Source organism: Chryseobacterium sp. OSA05B (assembly GCF_019970065.1).
Lineage (GTDB): Bacteria > Bacteroidota > Bacteroidia > Flavobacteriales > Weeksellaceae > Chryseobacterium.
Map to the genome: position 1 here is coordinate 210,671 of NZ_JAHXYH010000002.1, position 17,033 is coordinate 227,703.

Annotated in this window: 14 protein-coding genes and 4 tRNA genes; 15 read left to right on the top strand and 3 right to left on the bottom strand. The window is 38.2% G+C overall.

The annotated features are described in order from the left end of the window. The first annotated feature begins 57 nt into the window (after nucleotides 1-57). Nucleotides 58-1,404: a tRNA (N(6)-L-threonylcarbamoyladenosine(37)-C(2))-methylthiotransferase MtaB gene (gene mtaB, locus LC419_RS08355; protein ID WP_223606912.1), complete on the top strand. Its 1,347-nt coding sequence runs from the start codon at nucleotides 58-60 to the stop codon at nucleotides 1,402-1,404. A 51-nt stretch (nucleotides 1,405-1,455) separates the two neighbouring features. After that, complete coding sequence (locus LC419_RS08360; protein WP_223606913.1) at nucleotides 1,456-2,973, top strand: FMN-binding glutamate synthase family protein; 1,518 nt, start codon at nucleotides 1,456-1,458, stop codon at nucleotides 2,971-2,973. A gap of 66 nt (nucleotides 2,974-3,039) precedes the next feature. Here the strand turns inward: LC419_RS08360 and LC419_RS08365 are convergent, their stop codons facing one another. Further along, nucleotides 3,040-3,789 carry a hypothetical protein gene (locus LC419_RS08365; RefSeq protein WP_223606914.1) on the bottom strand — a complete coding sequence of 250 codons (750 nt, stop codon included), beginning with the start codon at nucleotides 3,787-3,789 and terminating at the stop codon, nucleotides 3,040-3,042. A 55-nt stretch (nucleotides 3,790-3,844) separates the two neighbouring features. Between LC419_RS08365 and LC419_RS08370 the strand changes: the two genes are divergently transcribed. Next, entirely contained in the window at nucleotides 3,845-4,297 is a 453-nt protein-coding gene (locus tag LC419_RS08370; protein WP_223606915.1) for an RNA-binding S4 domain-containing protein, read from the top strand. Nucleotides 4,298-4,308: 11 nt separating this feature from the next. On the opposite strand, the gene LC419_RS08375 is transcribed toward LC419_RS08370, so the two are convergent. Next, nucleotides 4,309-4,824: a shikimate kinase gene (locus LC419_RS08375; RefSeq protein WP_223606916.1), complete on the bottom strand. Its 516-nt coding sequence runs from the start codon at nucleotides 4,822-4,824 to the stop codon at nucleotides 4,309-4,311. Nucleotides 4,825-4,938: 114 nt separating this feature from the next. On the opposite strand from LC419_RS08375, the gene LC419_RS08380 reads away from it, so the two are divergent. From LC419_RS08380 to LC419_RS08395, 4 genes are all read left to right on the top strand, one after another. Next, a tRNA-Lys gene (locus LC419_RS08380) sits at nucleotides 4,939-5,011 on the top strand. Between the two features lie 38 nt (nucleotides 5,012-5,049). Beyond that, nucleotides 5,050-5,132, top strand: a tRNA-Leu gene (locus LC419_RS08385). Between the two features lie 55 nt (nucleotides 5,133-5,187). Beyond that, nucleotides 5,188-5,260 (top strand) — tRNA-Lys (locus LC419_RS08390). Nucleotides 5,261-5,453: 193 nt separating this feature from the next. After that, nucleotides 5,454-5,526: transfer RNA gene (locus LC419_RS08395), tRNA-Lys, on the top strand. 187 nt (nucleotides 5,527-5,713) lie between these two features. On the opposite strand, the gene panC is transcribed toward LC419_RS08395, so the two are convergent. Continuing rightward, nucleotides 5,714-6,562, bottom strand: coding sequence for a pantoate--beta-alanine ligase (panC, locus tag LC419_RS08400; protein WP_223606917.1), 849 nt, complete (start codon nucleotides 6,560-6,562; stop codon nucleotides 5,714-5,716). 171 nt (nucleotides 6,563-6,733) lie between these two features. Here panC and LC419_RS08405 point away from each other — a divergent pair, with 171 nt between their 5' ends. The 8 genes from LC419_RS08405 to LC419_RS08440 all read left to right on the top strand — a co-directional run bounded on the left by LC419_RS08405 (nucleotide 6,734) and on the right by LC419_RS08440 (nucleotide 17,012). Beyond that, a complete protein-coding gene (locus tag LC419_RS08405) occupies nucleotides 6,734-7,504 on the top strand; it encodes a glycogen/starch synthase (protein ID WP_223606918.1) in 771 nt (256 codons plus the stop codon). Between the two features lie 13 nt (nucleotides 7,505-7,517). Further along, nucleotides 7,518-9,146, top strand: a complete 1,629-nt coding sequence (locus tag LC419_RS08410) for a DUF4270 family protein (protein ID WP_223606919.1) — start codon at nucleotides 7,518-7,520, stop codon at nucleotides 9,144-9,146. A 17-nt stretch (nucleotides 9,147-9,163) separates the two neighbouring features. Beyond that, nucleotides 9,164-11,017: a glutamine--fructose-6-phosphate transaminase (isomerizing) gene (gene glmS, locus LC419_RS08415; protein ID WP_223606920.1), complete on the top strand. Its 1,854-nt coding sequence runs from the start codon at nucleotides 9,164-9,166 to the stop codon at nucleotides 11,015-11,017. 108 nt (nucleotides 11,018-11,125) lie between these two features. Then, entirely contained in the window at nucleotides 11,126-12,547 is a 1,422-nt protein-coding gene (gene gldK / locus LC419_RS08420) for a gliding motility lipoprotein GldK (RefSeq protein WP_223606921.1), read from the top strand. A gap of 61 nt (nucleotides 12,548-12,608) precedes the next feature. Continuing rightward, a complete protein-coding gene (gene gldL / locus LC419_RS08425; RefSeq protein ID WP_034727075.1) occupies nucleotides 12,609-13,301 on the top strand; it encodes a gliding motility protein GldL in 693 nt (230 codons plus the stop codon). A 53-nt stretch (nucleotides 13,302-13,354) separates the two neighbouring features. Beyond that, nucleotides 13,355-14,947, top strand: coding sequence for a GldM family protein (locus tag LC419_RS08430; protein ID WP_223606922.1), 1,593 nt, complete (start codon nucleotides 13,355-13,357; stop codon nucleotides 14,945-14,947). A gap of 20 nt (nucleotides 14,948-14,967) precedes the next feature. Further along, entirely contained in the window at nucleotides 14,968-15,906 is a 939-nt protein-coding gene (gene gldN / locus LC419_RS08435) for a gliding motility protein GldN (RefSeq protein ID WP_223606923.1), read from the top strand. A gap of 56 nt (nucleotides 15,907-15,962) precedes the next feature. Beyond that, nucleotides 15,963-17,012 (top strand): FAD-binding oxidoreductase, encoded by a 1,050-nt coding sequence (locus LC419_RS08440; protein WP_223606924.1) that lies wholly within the window; start codon nucleotides 15,963-15,965, stop codon nucleotides 17,010-17,012. The last annotated feature ends 21 nt before the right edge of the window (nucleotides 17,013-17,033 follow it).

A 17,033-nucleotide genomic window follows, 5' to 3' on the forward strand; every position in this document is an offset into this window, starting at 1 on the left:
TTCAGAATTATTATTAAAATTACTATCTTTGCACCCAGAAAATTCAGGAGTAATAAAATGTCTACTTTTCACGGAACTGCCGCATTTCATACACTTGGCTGCAAATTAAATTTTGCGGAAACATCTACTATTGCCCGTCAATTGACAGATGCAGGTTATGATAAAGTAAGTTTTGATGATAAGGCTGATGTTTATGTAATCAATACCTGTTCGGTGACTGAAAACGCTGACCGTGAGTGTAAACTTCACGTGAAGAGAGCAATGAAAGCCAATCCGGAAGGGTTGGTGGTGATTGTTGGATGCTACGCACAGTTGAAACCTGAAGAAATCTCACAGATCAATGGAGTGGATCTTGTCCTGGGAGCGAAAGAAAAATTCAATATTCTAAGCTACCTTGATGACCTGGAAAAAAGGGAAAATGAAGGGATTGTTCATTCATGCGAAATTGAAGAAACCGATTTCTTTATCGGAAGCTATTCAATCGGTGACAGAACAAGAGCTTTCCTGAAAGTACAGGACGGATGCGACTATAAATGTACCTATTGTACCATTCCGCTGGCAAGAGGAATTTCACGTTCGGATACCATCGAGAACGTCATTAAAAATGCCAGAGAAATTGCTGAAAGAGACATCAAAGAAATTGTTCTTACCGGTGTGAATATCGGTGATTACGGTAAAGGTGAATTCGGTAATAAAAGACACGAACATACGTTCCTGGACTTAATCTCAGAGCTTGATCAGGTAGACGGTATCGAAAGAATACGTATTTCTTCCATTGAGCCGAATCTTTTGAAAGACGAAAGTATTGATCTCGTTTCAAAAAGCAAAAGTTTTGTTCCTCATTTCCACATTCCGTTACAGTCGGGATGCGATGATCTGTTGAAAAAAATGAAACGCCGTTACCTTACGAAACTCTACAATGACAGAGTGAATAAGATCCGCGAGGTAATGCCCGATGCGGCTATCGGTGTGGACGTTATTGTAGGATTCCCGGGTGAAACCGAAGAGAAATTCATGGAGACCTATAACTTCCTGAATGAGCTTCCTATCACTTATCTTCACGTATTTACCTATTCTGAAAGAGAAAATACGGAAGCAGCCGATATGGACGGTGTCGTTCCTATCCCTGAAAGAAAAAAAAGAAATAAAATGCTGAGAATCCTTTCTGAAAAGAAAAAGATGGCATTTTATCAGACCCAACTTGGAAAAACGCTTCCCGTTCTTTGGGAGCACGAAAATAAAGACGGCAAAATGTATGGCTTCACAGAAAACTACGTGAGAGTCCAGAAAGATTTTGATCCCGCATTCGTTAATCAGATTGAATTTCTAAATTTAGAAAAAATCCTGTCAGATGGCACGGTTTCTGTGCAGTCATCCTTCGAAAGTTTTTTAGCAAAAGCGTAGTCTCTTTGCGAAAATTCCACTAAATTTATTTTAACTTTAAATACTACATTCATGAGAGATAAGTTTTTATCTTGGGGAATTGTATTAGTAACTGCTACATGGATCGTCGCATTACTGATCAGAGCGCATTATTGGATACCCATCCTGTTAACTGCCATCTATGCATTGGGTGTTTACAATGCTTACCAGTCGAAACACGCTATTTTGAGGAACTTCCCGGTCCTGGGATACTTCAGGTACTTTTTCGAAAGTATTTCACCCGAAATGCAGCAGTATTTCATCGAAAGGGAGACAGACGGGAAACCGTTTCCCAGAAACCAGCGTTCTGCAGTGTACAGACGTGCCAAAAACCTAAGCGATACAGTCGCTTTTGGAACACAGTTAGAAGTTAATCACAGAAAATATGAAGGGATCAAGCATTCCATCTATGCGAAATCTCCTGTAGAAGAGCTGCCGAGAGTTTGGGTAGGAGGAGAGCAGTGTACCCAGCCTTACCATGCTTCTCTGTTCAATATTTCGGCCATGAGTTTTGGGGCGTTGAGCGACAGAGCACAAATGTCTTTAAACAGAGGGGCTAAAAAAGGGAATTTCTACCATAACACAGGAGAAGGAGGGATTTCTCCTTATCACATGGAAGGAGGGGATCTTTGCTGGCAGATCGGGACCGGATATTTCGGGTGTCGTGACGAAGAAGGGAAATTTAACCCGGAACTCTTTGAAAAATACGCTACCCTTCCGAATGTAAAGATGATTGAAATTAAGCTGTCTCAAGGGGCAAAGCCGGGACATGGAGGTGTTCTTCCGGGTGTAAAGAATACACCGGAGATTGCAAAGATCCGTCACGTCACCCCGGGAATGACTGTTATTTCACCACCATCCCACAGCTCATTTTCTGATGCTGCTGGTTTGCTGAGGTTTGTACAGCACCTGAGAGAGCTCTCAGGAGGTAAGCCGGTGGGTTTCAAACTTTGTATCGGTGATACCAAAGAATTCGAGGATATCTGTGTGCAGATGAATGTTTTAAAAATTTATCCTGATTTTATTACGATCGATGGAGCAGAAGGAGGAACAGGAGCAGCACCGCCGGAATTTTCGGATGGGGTAGGGATGCCTTTAGAACCTGCTTTGATTTTTGTGAACAGAACCCTGAATAATTACAATTTAAGAAGTAAGCTAAGAGTAATTGCCAGCGGAAAAGTATTAACAAGTTTAGATATTTTGAGAGCAGTAGCAATGGGCGCGGATATGTGTAACAACGCAAGAGGGTTTATGTTCTCGCTGGGTTGTATCCAGGCTTTAAGATGTAACAATAATAATTGTCCTACAGGAGTTGCCACTCAGGATAAAATGCTGGTGAAAGGGCTTGATGTTACTGATAAAAGTGAGAGAGTATACCATTTCCACAAAAATACTTTGCATACCTGCAATGAGCTGATTGCGGCGGCCGGAAGAAGTTCTTATGAAGAAGTGGATGCTACTATGTTTATGAGAGGAGATGAGTTCGATCATCTGGCAGATCTTTACTTTCCTGATATTTTAGGAAATGTAAAGCAGAAAGCAAGATCTTAACAAAAGATAGAAAATAAAAAAAATCGCCCTCATCTGAGGGCGATTTTCTTATGTGTAGTTTTTAATTTATTTCTCAGCATCGGGTCTGTCTGCTCTTCCATAAATCTGGAAGTTGAAGATGAAAGAGTAATTTCTTAAAGAAATAGTTCCTACATAAGGATAATGAGGATCTCTTGCAAATGCAGCTCTTGAAGGCACTAAGATAACTCCCTGAAGGTTATAAGGACTTCCACCCGAAAGATTATTGAATGCTTTGAATTTCTGAATAGCCTCATTGAAGCCTTCAATTTCGTAATAACTTCTCTGCTGTGCTACCCCTGTTGTTGCAGCCGTACGAATACTCTTTTTAGCATAATAGAACGTCGGGTCAATCATTGGAAGACCGTTGTCATTGATGGTATTAACGAGTTTCAGGTTAGTAATAAAATTGACATTTCCATCAGTACCGGCTGCTAAAAGCCCATTAGCTCTTATCATCATGGTAAGAATATCGTCAGATTTAACGGTTTGAGCAACATCAGCGGCTGGCTGTGCACCTTCTCTCATAATGTAGATGGTTCCGGAAGGAAGCGTCTCATGAGGCAGATCAGATAATTTTTTTTCATTGTCATCACTGGCATCCGTTGCGCTGAAAGTTTTTATATTTCCCTGTGCATCCAGATAATTTTCGTTCATAAACTTCTTAATGGCCTGATCGTCATAATTGTTCTGAACGGCGATGTCTTCCGGTTCTTTATAAGTTTCAACTTCATCATCTTTCTTACATGCAGTAAAACACAGAGATCCCGCAAGGATATATAAAAATATTTTTTTCATTTCAAAAAACTTTAATTACTTTACAAATAATATAACGGCAAAAGTATAAAAAATTATGAGAATAGATAAATTTTTATGGTGCATTCGTTTTTATAAGACGAGAAGTATTGCAACAGAGGAAATTAAAAAGAACAGAGTTTCACTAGGAACGTCTGCCGTAAAGTCGTCTAAGGAGGTAAAAGAAGGAGATGTTATCAAGATCCGTAAAAATCAGATCGATTATAAAATAAAGGTCATCCAGATTCCAAAAAGCAGGCTGGGAGCAAAGCTGGTGCCCCTTCATATACAGGATGTGACGGATAAGGAGCAGTATGAATTATTAAAACTCCGCAAAATGTCTCAGGACTATTACAGAAATAAAGGCGAAGGAAGACCTACCAAAAGAGACCGAAGAGATATGGATGAGTATATAGGAAATGATATAGCCTCAGACTTTACAGACTGGGATGATTTTTTTGGTGAAACAGCAGGCGGTACCGAAGATGAGAGTGCCGAAAACGAAAGTTAAAATAAAAAGCTCTAGAGATAGAGCTTTTCTATTATTTCTTTCACAATGTCTTCAGGATCTCTGGCATCGGTATTGACGCTGAACTGTGCTTTGCTGTAAAATGCATTTCGCTCAAATAAATGCTTGGCAATAAACTCAGGCAGATCTTCGTCAGAAATGTTGGCAATTAGGGGTCTTTTCTCTTTCTGTTTAGTAAGCCTTTCATATAGAGTACCCACAGACGCTCTCAAAAAAATACTTTTGGAGCTATGGTTGATAATTTCCATATTATTGTAGTAAACCGGCGTTCCTCCTCCCAGGCTTAAAACCAGATTTTCTTCCGATGCGAGAATCTCTTCCAATGCCTCTCTTTCCAGCTTTCTAAAGTAGATCTCGCCCTTTTTTTCGAAAATCTCAGGAATGGTTAATTTATTTCTCCTGGAAATCTCTTTATCGAGGTCAATTAGTCTAAAATTTATTTTGTCGCTTAATATTTTGGAAATGTGAGATTTGCCACATCCCATGTATCCGATGAGTGAAATAACCATGAATTTTTTTTAAACAAATTTGCAAAAAAGTTTTGAGATAACGAAAAAACTCATATCTTTGCACCACTGAAAACGAGGGACATTATTCAAATGCAAATCGTTAATAAAGTGACCGACTCGGTAGCTCAGCTGGTAGAGCAATACACTTTTAATGTATGGGTCCTGGGTTCGAATCCCAGCCGGGTCACAAGCGAAAAAGATTACTGGATTTTTGTAATTTTTGAAGCCTGCGTGGTGAAATTGGTAGACACGCCATCTTGAGGGGGTGGTTTCCTAAGGATGTGCTGGTTCGAGTCCAGTCGCAGGCACTGCAACGAAAATTTAATAATTATTAATGAATTGATTTCATTTTTAATTGTGGCCGACTCGGTAGCTCAGCTGGTAGAGCAATACACTTTTAATGTATGGGTCCTGGGTTCGAATCCCAGCCGGGTCACAAGTTTACTGAAAAGTAAATTTTTTTCATATTAATATTTTGTGATTTGGTGTTTCAAAGGTCTCCACAAGAGACCTTTGATTTTTATAAAAAAAAACTTATATTAACTATTGCAGGGGTAAGAAAAAAGATATATCTTTGCACCTCCTAAAACGAAGGTTATTATTCAAATGCAGTCGTTGATAAAGTGACCGACTCGGTAGCTCAGCTGGTAGAGCAATACACTTTTAATGTATGGGTCCTGGGTTCGAATCCCAGCCGGGTCACAAGTTTACTGAAAAGTAAATTTTTTTCATATTAATATTTTGTGATTTGGTGTATCAAAGGTTTCCTCAAGAGACCTTTGATTTTTTTATATACTATACCCGAAAAAGAAAAAGCTCTGATTATATTGATCAGAGCTTTTCTTTATAAAAAGTACGCGAGGTATTTTTGTTGAATGCGTGTTTAATATTAATCGAGGTGCATATTGTCTATCAATCGGATGCCATCTACTACAACCACGATGAATGCACGGTATTTTCTGTCTTTGTAGAAAAAATCGGTTTCTTTAAGGGTATCTTCATCAGCGATCAGAAAGTACTCCAGTTTCATTCCATGTTCTTGATCGAAGATATCGGCAACTCTTTCTTTTATTTCAGGAATGGTAACGGTACGGAACCAATCGTTTACTTTAATTAAAGTCTGGTAAATCACCTTTGATGCTTCTTTTCGGTCTTCATGAAGCCTCTGGTTCCTTGAGCTCAACGCAAGGCCGTTTTCTGCTCTGTAAATGGAAACACCTGTTACTTTTACCGGAAGCTGCTTCTTTTCTACCATTTTCTTGATAATGGCAAGTTGCTGAAAATCCTTTTCCCCGAAGTAGGCGTTGTCCGGTTTGATCTGTCTGAAAAGCTCTTCTACGACGGTTCCTACACCGTCAAAGTGTCCCGGTCTTGATTTTCCCTCCATTTCATTTTCCAGTCCATCAAAATCATAATGCTGGCTTTCTGTTTTTTCCGGATAGATATCGGCTACCTCGGGAATGTAGACAGCATCCACCAGTCCTGAGTTTTTGAGGATCAGAATGTCTCTGTTGATATCTCTCGGATACTTTTCAAGGTCTTCCGGATTATTGAATTGGGTTGGGTTTACAAAAATTGAAGAAATTACGAGGTCATTATCTTTTCTGGCTTCTTCATACAGGGAAAGATGGCCGTTATGGAGTGCACCCATAGTAGGGGCAAAGCCTATCTTTTTCCCCATTTCTTTCTGTCTCTCAATGAAATCCTGAAGGGTTTTCTTGTTCTTTATAACTTCCATAGTTTATTTTAATACTAATTCAAAAATACTAAAAATATCACATAATTATATGAGTTTTTAATAATTTGGAAATAGGAATTATCGTAAAATAATGTTAATTAAAATAATGTTGGATGTTTTTTTGTAATTTTGCACATTAAAGCATTTTTACAAAAATATAGATAGAAATTTATGCCGAATCAAAAAATACTGTACATTACTACAGAGATGTATCCATATCAGGAAGATACGAATATGGCTGCAGTGGTAAACAAAATGGCACTTAAGATGCACAATGAAGGCAATGATGTAAGAGTTTTTATGCCAAGATTTGGACAAATAAGTGAAAGAAAATTCCAACTTCATGAGGTGATCCGTCTTTCGGGAATGAACATTATCATCAATGACCTGGACCAGCCTTTGATTATTAAAGTAGCGTCTCTTCCGGGGGAAAGACTTCAGGTTTACTTTATTGACAACGAAGAATACTTCAAAAGAAAACAATACTACGTTGATGACGAAGGAAATCCTTTTGATGATAACGACGAAAGAGCGATTTTCTTTGCAAGAGGTGTTATCGAGACCATCAAAAAGCTGAACTGGGTTCCGGATGTGATCCACCTGAACGGATGGATGTCTTCTTTCGTTCCAATTTACCTTAAAACCTATTACGAATCTGATACTTATTTCAAAGACGCCAAAATCGTTCTTTCTTTATACAATGAGAAAGACGCTGATCTTGATAAAAATATCGCTGAGAAACTGGCATTCGATAATATTTCCGGATTAAAAGCGTTAGATAATCCGACAATCAAGAATTTTGTTATCGAGAGTATGAATTACGTGGACATGGTGGTGAAAGGAGATGAGTTTTTAGATGAGGACCTTGACAAAGGTTTCAATGAAACAGCGGCTCCAAAATCAGAATACGTAGACGTAGATTCTATAAATCAAATTTACTAAAAACACTTTTTTAATGACTCATACTGTTAAAAGGACTTTTGCCATGCTTTTTGTGGCCGTTTTCGGAAGTGCTCTTCTTTATAACTGCGAACCGGAAGCGGATTCGCTGGGTGAGCAGCTGTTTATCAATGATGGTGCAGAAGGCAATATGACTTCCTATGATCTTGTTGCTTATAATATTAATAATAAAGATTCAATACGAAGTGATGCAAGCAGGTTGGTAAGTCTGATCAATACATCAGGTATTTCTTCCGCTACGGCAGTTCTCGGAGCGTTTTCCGAAGAGCAGTTCGGAATGCAGAAAGCATCATTTCTTACTCAGCTGAGAATGTCCAGCGATAATTTCGATTTTGGAAAAAACCCAAAGGTAGACTCTGTAGTATTGGTAATGAAGCCAAAAGCTGTAACCGATTCTGTGAAAACTTCAGGGGCTAAAGACGAGAGTATATTGATCGGAACCGTAGCTACACCTGTTTCTACAGAAGTTAAAACTTACCCTGTTGATTATAGAGTAAAATATGGTAAAACTAAACTGGGTGCGGGCGGAACTAATACTCTGCTTCATATCAATGTAGATGAAATTACCACTTATCTCGATGGTAATGATAACAATTTCAAATATTCTAATGTAACTGCAGGTACAGGGGCAGCGCTTGGTTCTGCTGTATTTGATGGAAATGTAAAAGCAGTTACGATCACCAAGAAGTCTGACAACTCTACTTTGTTTGCAGCAGATGCCGGATTCAGAATTCGTTTGAACAACGATTTCTTCCAGACTAAAATTCTTGATAAAAGCGGTAAGCCTGAACTTCAGGATGCAGCTAATTTTACCAGACACTTCAAAGGAATCAGACTTTCTGTGGATGAAACTGATGGATATCTGCTACAGTTCTCTCCGGATGATTTGGAAGTGATCATGTACTACACCAACGAGAAAAATGATAATGGTACAATAACAAGACCACAGTCTTCATTCAAATTATTGATGAAAGGAGGTCTGGGTAATGCTCGTATAGGTCAGTATACGTATAACAGAACAAACTCTCAATGGGGAGATGCAATAGCATCAATCAACGAAGCCGAAGGAAATGAAAGACTTTATCTACAGGGAATGGGAGGACCTTCTATAGCAGTGAAAATTCCGGAAAGTACGATCAATAGTCTTATGGCAATGTATAATGATAAAAAGGCGGCTATCGTAAGTGCTAAAATCAGAATCTATACGGATGATTTGGCATGGAAAAATAATTTCAGAAGAAAACAGGAGAATCTTACCATTAGTCCTATAGATCCTGGGACCCCGGTGCTTACTTCGTCAGCCTTCTTAGCCGATATTACTGCCGGTTTTGATTGGTTAAAGTGCTATGATCTTGATAAAAACCCTTCTTATTATGAGTTCACGGTAACAAAAACAGTGAAAGATATTATTGAAGGAGACCCAAAAAATAATGGAGTTCGTGCTGTCAATAAGATGCTGCTTATCAATATGGGTGAGTTTACACCGACAACGGCAAATACGTTTGGCGGATTCAAATTTACATCCAGAGCATTTGAAACAGAAAGAGCCGTTTTTGTGGGTTCAAAAGATAAAAATAACAAACACAGAATGCAGTTAAATGTCACTTACGGGACAAAAAAATAAAAAACACTAGAAAAAATATGTGCGGAATTGTAGGATATACAGGATTTCAGGACGCGTATGACATTGTGATCAACGGTCTTAGAAGATTAGAATACAGAGGATATGACAGTGCAGGAATTGTTTTGGAAGGTTCAAATAATACATTTGAAGTTGAAAAAACAAAGGGTAAAGTAGATGACTTGGTCAATATTTCGGCGCAGTTAAAAGGTACAGCTAAAATAGGAATGGGACATACCCGTTGGGCAACTCACGGAGTTCCTAGTGACAGAAATTCACACCCGCATTTGTCAAATAGCGGAAAAATAGCTCTTGTACATAATGGTATTATAGAAAATTATGATACTATTAAAACAATGCTTACTGACAAAGGATTTACTTTTAAGTCTGAAACAGATACGGAAGTTCTGGTTAATCTTATCCAGTATTTCATGGATTTGAATTCAGAAACAGACTTCCCGACAGCGGTAAGATATGCTTTGAATGAAGTATACGGAGCTTACGCTATCACAGTCCTTCACGAAGATTATCCTGGAGTTTTGGTGGTAGCAAGATTAGGTTCTCCGCTAGCCATTGGACTGGGTGATAAAGAGTACTTTATTGCATCCGATGCCTCTCCTTTCGTGGAATTTACTAAAGAAGCTATTTACCTTGAAGAAGGCCATATGGCTACTATTTCATTGGAAAATGGGGTAGATATCAGAACAATTAATGATAACTCTAAAATTGAGCCTGAGATTCAGGAGCTTAAATTAAGCTTAGAGCAGATAGAAAAAGGTGGTTATGAGCATTTTATGCTTAAAGAGATTTTTGAACAGCCTAAATCCATACACGACACGATGAGAGGGAGACTTCTTGTAGACGAAGGGATTATCAAAATGGCTGGGATATGGGATCATTTGGAGAGATTCAAAAATGCCAACAGAATTATCATTATCGCTTGTGGAACTTCATGGCATGCCGGTCTTATCGGCGAATATCTTATTGAAGAATATGCAAGGATTCCTGTAGAGGTGGAATATGCATCTGAATTCAGATACAGAAACCCGATCATCACAGATAAAGACGTTGTTATCGCCATCTCCCAATCCGGAGAAACTGCAGATACAATGGCTGCATTGAAATTAGCCAAAGAAAAAGGAGCATTTATATATGGTATCTGTAATGTCGTGGATTCTTCCATTGCAAGAATTACAGATGCAGGTTCATATACTCACGCAGGTCCTGAGATCGGTGTGGCTTCTACAAAAGCATTCACGGCACAGCTTACGATCCTTACCCTGATTGCATTTAAACTAGGAAAACATAACGGTAACTTGGGAAATGCAGAATTCATGAGCTTAATTGCTGAACTGGACGCTATTCCGAAGAAGATCGAAGAAGTTTTAAGTACAACGCACGAGCTTACTCAAAATATAGCTAAAGACTTCATCGGTGCTACAAACTTCCTTTATCTGGGAAGAGGATACAACTATCCTGCAGCGTTGGAAGGTGCTCTTAAACTAAAGGAAATCTCTTATATTCACGCAGAAGGATATCCGGCAGCAGAGATGAAGCACGGACCTATTGCCCTTATTGATGAGAACATGCCAATCGTTATTATTGCTCCTAAAAAAGGACACTATGATAAGATTGTAAGTAATGTTCAGGAAATTAAGGCGAGAAAAGGAAAAGTCATTGCGGTAGTCAATAAAGGAGACAAACAGGTAAGTGCAATGGCAGATTATGTGATTGAAATTCCTGAGACGTCTGAATGTTTTTCACCAATCGTTGCATCAGTGCCTTTACAGCTATTAGCCTACTACATTGCAGTATACCGAGGAGCCAATGTAGATCAGCCAAGAAACCTGGCAAAATCAGTAACCGTGGAATAAAAACTAGTTGTAAATAAAATAAATTTAGATTTCTTCCGTTATTTCAAAAAAAATCTTAAAAGTTTCTTAAAAAAATTATATATTTACGGCTTAATTATAAAAATTAACATGAAAAGGATATTTCTTTTATTATTGTCTGCGTCGGTAGCATCAGTATCTTGTTCAGGTGGTGGCAGTTCTTCTGTAGGGAAGCCTGGAACGAAAGGAGAATTGATACCAAGAGAAAAAACGAAATCATTTGTTGCGGAAAGACCATTTGGAATGGTCGCTATTCCAGCAGGTTCATTTGTTGCCGGTCTTGCAGATCAGGACCCAACAAACACACCTGAAAAAGCATCATTGAAAACTGTTACAGTCTCTTCTTTCTTTATGGATGAAGCGGAAACTACCAATGCAGAATACAGGGTATTTATCAATTATGTAAGAGATTCCATTGCGAGAACTCTATTAGCCGAAGCTGCTGGGGAAGGCGGTGAAGAAGGTGGACGTAGAGGAGCAAGTATAGGAGACTATGCATACCTTGCTAAAAAAGAAGAAAATTTAACACCTTATCAAGAATATTTAGAAGGCCAGGGAGGTAGAGAAGACGGAGGTTATGATGCTACCAAAAAATTAGACTGGAAAATCCCATTACACTGGAGCACTGGAAAGTATCCTGATGTAGAATATGCGGAAGTTTTAGAGTCTATGTATCTGCCTGCTTCTTCCAGAATTGGAAACGAAAGGATTTTAGACGTTAGTAAACTAAAATACAACTATCAGTGGGGAGATATGGATGCCGCACTTGCTGACAACGAAAGAGGAGCTAACTACCTTAAGAGTTCGAGCATTGCCATCTATCCTGATACTACGGTATGGGTAAATGATTTCCACTTCACTTACAACGAGCCGTTGTTCGAACAGTATTTCTGGCACAAAGCTTACAAAGATTATCCTGTAGTAGGGGTAACCTGGGATCAGGCTAGAGCTTACTGTTATTTCAGATCTAAACTGAAAACTGACTACAACGAAAGCTTAAAAAGAAGAAAACAAAGACCATTGCAGTTCCGTCTTCCTACAGAGATTGAGTGGGAATACGCTGCAAAAGGTGGAATGCAAAATGCTACTTACCCATGGGGTGGTCCATATTTAATGGATGACAGAGGTTGCTACTTGGCTAACTTCAAACCGAAGAGAGGTAACTACATGGAAGACGAGAAAAAAGGTACTTATACATATACAGCTCCAGTAAAGAAATTTAAGAAAAATGGATTTGGGTTATTTGATATGGCTGGAAACGTTTCTGAATGGACATCATCTGCGTATAACAACTCTTCTTACGGGTTCTCATCTACTTTAAATCCTTCTACGAAAGATACAAAGGATACGAAGAGATCAGTAAGAGGTGGATCTTGGAAAGATATAGGATATGCCCTGATGACAGGTGCTAGAGATTGGGAAAGAAAAGATTCCGCAAGAAGCTATATCGGATTCAGAACTGTACAGGATATTCCTGAAGCAGCTGTTAAGCCAAGAAGAGTTAACAGATAATTTAACCGGACAACTATTTTTCAATAACAATTTTATTTAACATTAAAAAAACTAACTTAATATGTTTAAGACTAAAGATGCTTGGATGAATTTCTTTTATTCATTCGGTGCTGCAATTGTAATTCTTGGAGCTTGGCTTAAAATTACTCACATTACCTTGGGACCAATTAATGGTAATATCGCTCTTACTGTGGGACTTATTACGGAGGCTATTATCTTTATCATTTTCGCATTCGACCCTCCAAAATCAGAAGAATCTTATGCATGGGAAAATGTTTATCCTGAATTATTAGATAAGCATGCTAACCCAAATCCTTTACATTCTAATGTATCATCTAAAAATAATGCTCAGCATTTTGCAGAATTAGAAAATTCTCTTTCAAACAAGTTAGACAAAATGCTTCAGGATGCAAAACTGGATGTTCAGTTGTTCGACAGACTGAGAACAGGTATTGACAAGTTCTCTAACTCTGTAGACCAGATCAACCAGACTGTTGACGTATCTGCTTCTACTCATAAATATAATGATCAGCTTAACAAAGCAGCTCAGCATATGGAAAGTATGAATGCTTTATACGTAATGCAGCTTGAAAGCGGTAAGAGACAATCTGAATTTGCTAACAAATATGTAGCTGATATGCAGAAATCTGCAGAGCAGTCTGAAAAATTCAATCAAGAGTTACAAGGTTTAACAACTAATCTTAACAGCTTAAATAGAGTTTATGGTGGTATGCTTACTGCTATGAAGTCTTAATTCCTAACCATTTCTGAAATTTAACTACTTAATCAAAAACAAAAGAAAAGAGAATGGCACAAGGAAAACAGACCCCTCGTCAGAAGATGATCAACCTAATGTATTTGGTGTTCATCGCGATGATGGCCCTAAATATTGATGCAGAGATCATCAGATCATATTATGACTCTACCAGAGCATTGAATGAAACAAGGACTTTAACAGAAAATAAAAACGAGAAAATATTCGAAAAAACGCTTGAGGCTAAAGCGATGCAGGTACCAGATACTTATGCACAGCCTTGGGGACAGTATAAAGTTTTGAAAGGTAAAATTGATGTTTTGGTGGCTTCGGCACAAGGGATCAAAGATGCTTTAAAAAAGACTTCGGATTTTCATGATAAAGATCCAAAAACAGGAAAAGATATTGATGTAAGCGAAAATTTTGCTGCGCTGAATAATAATGAAGCGACTACAGAATATTTCTTTAAAGAAGGAGAAGAGAATACGCCTTCAAAAGGAGCTTTAGATTTAAAAGCGAAAATTGACGACGTAAGAAATTATATCAATGCAACTTTTGGAAACAACCCTCAGCTGAAAGACTTAGTAGACAGAGCTAACAAATCTTTGATCGCTGAATATCCAAAAGGAAAATCTCCGAATGACAAGACCTGGTTTCAGAATAAATTCTATCACCAGCCGTTGATCGCTGCAATCTCTAATCTGGAGATCATCCAGAATGATGCGAGAAACGTACAGTCTGATGCATTGGCATTATTGCTTCAGGAGAAAGTGGATGCAAGTATCAAATTCTCAAGTTACGAGCCTATCGTTTCTGGTCCGGTGGATATCCAGGCAGGAAAACAGGCTGAAGTAAAAGTAATGTTAGGTACTTATTCTACAAGTAACAAGATTGCGATCTCAGGGGTAAGCAGAGTAGAGAACGGAAAAGGTATTACATCTATTTCTGGTTCTGGTATTGGAGAGCACAAACTGGGAGGAACAATTACTTTAACGGATGCTTCAGGAAAACCTCAAAGTTTCCCATGGACGCACACGTATAACGTAATCGCAGGACCAAGAGAAGTAAAACTTGAAAAAGGATTATTGCTTTCAGCAGATAAAATGAATGTAATGTATAGAGGACTTGAGAACCCTGTTTCAGGATCAATCTTAGGAGCCGACAATTCAAGACTTTCACTATCTGCTCCGGGTGCATCTGTGAAAAATACAGGCCCAGGAAAATGGAGTGTGAAACCTAGCTCAGGTAATATAGTTAAACTGACGTTATCAGGAATAGATCCTTACGGAAAATCTGTATCACAGGTATTTGAGTATAGAATTAAGAATGTTCCGCCGCCACAAGGCCAGATGAGAGGCCAGAGTATGGTATCTATGCCGGCTACTTCTATCCAGAATCAGTCTGTACAGGCAGCAATTCCTGACTTCGACTTCCCGGTTTCATTTACTGTAACTCAGTTTATGGTTAGAGTACCAGGTAGAGCGGCACTGTTAGTTCACGGAAATTCACTGAGTGATGCCGCTGGATTGGTTAAGAATCTTAGATCAGGAGATGTAGTTTCGATCTTCGATATTAAAGCAACTGCTCAAGGATTGGAAGGACAACAGATTAAAAACATTACTCCTATAATCATTAATATTCCATAGGACTAAAATTGTAATTTATTATGAAAAAATATATTAGCACCCTTTTAGTATTAGTTTCGGGATTCGCTTTATCCCAGACTATTCTGAACGCAGCTTCTCCGGAAGAGTTCAGACAGATGAGAGAGGAAAACAAACAAAAAGTTGGTGATACTATTATTGATAAAACAGTAAAGCCTCTTGAATATGGTTTTGTAGAAGATAAAGATATCTTTAAGAGTATGTTTGTTTGGGAGATCATTGATATGAATGATAAGATCAACCAGCCTTTCTACTATGACAATCCGGATGGACTTTTGGCTACACCTACAAGATCTCTGTACCAGTTATTATTGGATGCAGCGTTAAGCGGAAAGATCGAGCAGGTTTATGATGACGAGAACTTTACGGTGAAATTGACGCCGGAAGGTATTCAGAAGAGATTGGAAAAAGTAATCATCAATGATGCTGCTATTGATATCCTAAACTCCGGAAGACAATTAACGGATCAGGAGAAAAAAGAATATACCGACGTTTTCAAGACGACTACTGATAAAGTAAAAGTTCTTAAAATCATGGGTATGTGGTTTATCGATAAGAGAGACGGACAGATGAAATACAGACCTCTTGGTATTGCAGCAATGGGTCCTGATCCAGCTGTACAGGGAGTTATTGGACCAGATGGTAAGCCGATTGCAAGTAATGACGAGCTTATCGACCTATTCTGGATCTTCTATCCGAATGCAAGAGACGTGTTGGCTAACAACTTTGTATACAACAGAAAAAATTCTTCTGCTGACCTGTCTTTCGATGATATCATCAATGCAAGAAGATTCTCTTCAGTTATTTACAAATCATCAAGCGGTTTAGGTGATGGCTCCATCAAGGACTATATTCCTAAAGATGCTGACGAACAGCTAGCTGAAAGCGAAAGAATCAAAAATCAGATCCTTAGTATGGAAAATGATATGTGGAATTACTAAGATTTCACTTGATATTTATAGAAAACCTGAGTACTTTTACTCAGGTTTTTTTTATTATGAAACATATAGACTATATCATCGTTGGAGATGGATATGCGGGGTTGTTTTTCGCTCATCAGTTAATGAAGCATAGCAAATCTTTTGTCCTCTTCTCGGAAGGCAGAAAAAGTGCTTCCCAGGTTTCTGCAGGAATTATTAATCCCGTGGTACTCAAAAAATTCACAACTTTCTGGAAAGCACAGGAGCAAATTCATTTCCTTAAAAATACATTGAAAGAGATAGAATCCTATACCGGAAAAAATTATCTGATAGATTCACCTATCCATAGAATTTTTCACGATGAGAATGAACAGAATCTTTGGGAAAAAAAATCTAAAAATGAAGAACTTTCCAGCTTTCTTGATGAAAAATTCGATCACTTAGAGGTAGTAAAAAACGACTTTAACACAGGAAAGGTCAATCAGTCTGCCAGATTAAAAGTTAATGGATTTTTCATGGATCTATTTGATTTTTTAGAAAAAAAAGCATTTCTCCTCAAAGAAAAATTCGATTATAAAAAGTTGGAACCTTCCGAAGGAATTTACAGGGACCTTCAGTTCAAAAATATCGTATTCTGTGAAGGAATGGGTGTGAAAGAAAATCCTTTCTTTTCAGATATTGCAGTAGTTCCGAATAAGGGACATCATATCAAAGTGAAACTTTCGGAACCTATTCCTAAAGATATCACTATTAAAAAGAAACATTTCCTGTTTCCTACAGATAACGGACTTCATTTCTATGGTGGAACCTATGACAGAGAGCAATTGCATCATCACATAGACGAATCTGCTGTAGCACAGCTCGTGAACGGACTGTCTGAAATTTATCCCCATGATTTTGAAGTGGAAGAAGTGAATTTCGGTTTCAGACCCACTGTGAAAGACAGAAGGCCTATTATCGGAAGACACGAATCATTTAAAAATCTCTATGTATTCAATGGTCTTGGAGCCAGAGGAATTCTGAATGGCTGCTATTTTTCTCATAGTCTGTACCAATTTATCGAAGAAAATATTCCATTACATGAAGAAGTTTCAAGTGACAGATTTAGGCCAGAAGCCAGAAACTAAAAGTCAGAAGCCAATAAAAAT

What these genes read in the sequence shown, in the direction of transcription:
- mtaB (WP_223606912.1), top strand. Translation starts at nt 58, where the DNA reads ATGTCTACTTTTCACGGAACTGCCGCATTTCATACACTTGGCTGCAAA.
- LC419_RS08360 (WP_223606913.1), top strand. Translation starts at nt 1,456, where the DNA reads ATGAGAGATAAGTTTTTATCTTGGGGAATTGTATTAGTAACTGCTACA.
- LC419_RS08365 (WP_223606914.1), bottom strand. Translation starts at nt 3,789, where the DNA reads ATGAAAAAAATATTTTTATATATCCTTGCGGGATCTCTGTGTTTTACT.
- LC419_RS08370 (WP_223606915.1), top strand. Translation starts at nt 3,845, where the DNA reads ATGAGAATAGATAAATTTTTATGGTGCATTCGTTTTTATAAGACGAGA.
- LC419_RS08375 (WP_223606916.1), bottom strand. Translation starts at nt 4,824, where the DNA reads ATGGTTATTTCACTCATCGGATACATGGGATGTGGCAAATCTCACATT.
- panC (WP_223606917.1), bottom strand. Translation starts at nt 6,562, where the DNA reads ATGGAAGTTATAAAGAACAAGAAAACCCTTCAGGATTTCATTGAGAGA.
- LC419_RS08405 (WP_223606918.1), top strand. Translation starts at nt 6,734, where the DNA reads ATGCCGAATCAAAAAATACTGTACATTACTACAGAGATGTATCCATAT.
- LC419_RS08410 (WP_223606919.1), top strand. Translation starts at nt 7,518, where the DNA reads ATGACTCATACTGTTAAAAGGACTTTTGCCATGCTTTTTGTGGCCGTT.
- glmS (WP_223606920.1), top strand. Translation starts at nt 9,164, where the DNA reads ATGTGCGGAATTGTAGGATATACAGGATTTCAGGACGCGTATGACATT.
- gldK (WP_223606921.1), top strand. Translation starts at nt 11,126, where the DNA reads ATGAAAAGGATATTTCTTTTATTATTGTCTGCGTCGGTAGCATCAGTA.
- gldL (WP_034727075.1), top strand. Translation starts at nt 12,609, where the DNA reads ATGTTTAAGACTAAAGATGCTTGGATGAATTTCTTTTATTCATTCGGT.
- LC419_RS08430 (WP_223606922.1), top strand. Translation starts at nt 13,355, where the DNA reads ATGGCACAAGGAAAACAGACCCCTCGTCAGAAGATGATCAACCTAATG.
- gldN (WP_223606923.1), top strand. Translation starts at nt 14,968, where the DNA reads ATGAAAAAATATATTAGCACCCTTTTAGTATTAGTTTCGGGATTCGCT.
- LC419_RS08440 (WP_223606924.1), top strand. Translation starts at nt 15,963, where the DNA reads ATGAAACATATAGACTATATCATCGTTGGAGATGGATATGCGGGGTTG.